The organism is Ectobacillus ponti (assembly GCF_024294785.1).
Classification (GTDB): domain Bacteria; phylum Bacillota; class Bacilli; order Bacillales; family Bacillaceae_G; genus Ectobacillus; species Ectobacillus ponti.
On the sequence record NZ_JANCLT010000032.1, the window covers coordinates 1 to 1,740 of the forward strand.

Sequence of the window (1,740 nt, forward strand, 5' to 3'; positions counted from 1 at the left end):
CAAATCCTCCCCTCGAGCACCAGCGGAGCGGAGGAGCGAATTCGCCGGAGACGAGACCCCTCGCCGTCGTCGATTCCCCAGGCGAGCCCGTGCATTCGTTCCTCCGCGGCGAGCAGAAGCGGTGCGCCTGCCTGCGATGGCTGCGGAGAAGCCGGCTCCGGTGAGGGTGCTGTACTGCGGCGTCTGCGGCCTCCCCGCGGAGTACTGCGAGTTCGGCCCGGACTTCGAGCGCTGCAAGCCGTGGCTCCGCGCCAACGCCACGGGCGTCTACCCCGACGAGCTCCTCGCCTCCTCCTCCTCCGCCGCCGCCACCGCCGCCGCAGATAGGAGAAGATGGCCGCACTTGATACCTTCCTCTTTACCTCGGAGTCTGTGAACGAGGGCCACCCTGACAAGCTCTGCGACCAAGTCTCAGATGCTGTGCTTGATGCCTGCCTCGCCGAGGACCCTGACAGCAAGGTCGCTTGTGAGACCTGCACCAAGACAAACATGGTCATGGTCTTTGGTGAGATCACCACCAAGGCTAACGTTGACTATGAGAAGATTGTCAGGGAGACATGCCGTAACATCGGTTTTGTGTCAGCTGATGTCGGTCTCGATGCTGACCACTGCAAGGTGCTTGTGAACATCGAGCAGCAGTCCCCTGACATTGCACAGGGTGTGCACGGCCACTTCACCAAGCGCCCTGAGGAGATTGGTGCTGGTGACCAGGGACACATGTTTGGATATGCAACTGATGAGACCCCTGAGTTGATGCCCCTCAGCCATGTCCTTGCTACCAAGCTTGGCGCTCGTCTTACGGAGGTTCGCAAGAATGGGACCTGCGCATGGCTCAGGCCTGACGGGAAGACCCAAGTGACTGTTGAGTACCGCAATGAGAGCGGTGCCAGGGTCCCTGTCCGTGTCCACACCGTCCTCATCTCTACCCAGCATGATGAGACAGTCACCAACGATGAGATTGCTGCTGACCTGAAGGAGCATGTCATCAAGCCTGTCATTCCCGAGCAGTACCTTGATGAGAAGACAATCTTCCATCTTAACCCATCTGGTCGCTTCGTCATTGGCGGACCTCATGGTGATGCTGGTCTCACTGGCCGGAAGATCATCATTGACACTTATGGTGGCTGGGGAGCTCACGGTGGTGGTGCCTTCTCTGGCAAGGACCCAACCAAGGTTGACCGCAGTGGAGCATACGTCGCAAGGCAAGCTGCCAAGAGCATTGTTGCTAGTGGCCTTGCTCGCCGCTGCATTGTCCAAGTATCATACGCCATCGGTGTCCCAGAGCCACTGTCCGTATTCGTCGACACATACGGCACTGGCAGGATCCCTGACAAGGAGATCCTCAAGATTGTGAAGGAGAACTTCGACTTCAGGCCTGGCATGATCATCATCAACCTTGACCTCAAGAAAGGCGGCAACGGACGCTACCTCAAGACGGCGGCTTACGGTCACTTCGGAAGGGACGACCCAGACTTCACCTGGGAGGTGGTGAAGCCCCTCAAGTGGGAGAAGCCTTCTGCCTAAAAGCTCCCTTTCGGAGGCTTTTGCTCTGTCCCATTATGGTGTTTTGTTTCCTCGCTGCTCAGCATTGTGATTCTTAACCTGCCCCCCGCTGCCATTTATGCCCATGCACGCTACTTTCCTAATAATAAGTACTTATAAGGGTATTGTGTTTGAATATTTTACCTAGAGGAGGAGGAGGATTTGTTATCTGTTATTGCTTAAGCTTATGTAATGGTG

At 56.6% G+C, this 1,740-nt stretch carries 1 protein-coding gene; it reads left to right on the forward strand.

Annotation, left to right across the window (positions count from 1 at the left end; all coding sequences use genetic code 11):
- Nucleotides 1-333: 333 nt before the first annotated feature.
- Complete coding sequence (gene metK, locus NK662_RS24415) at nt 334-1,524, forward strand: methionine adenosyltransferase (RefSeq protein ID WP_254761313.1); 1,191 nt, start codon at nt 334-336, stop codon at nt 1,522-1,524.
- Nucleotides 1,525-1,740: the final 216 nt, after the last annotated feature.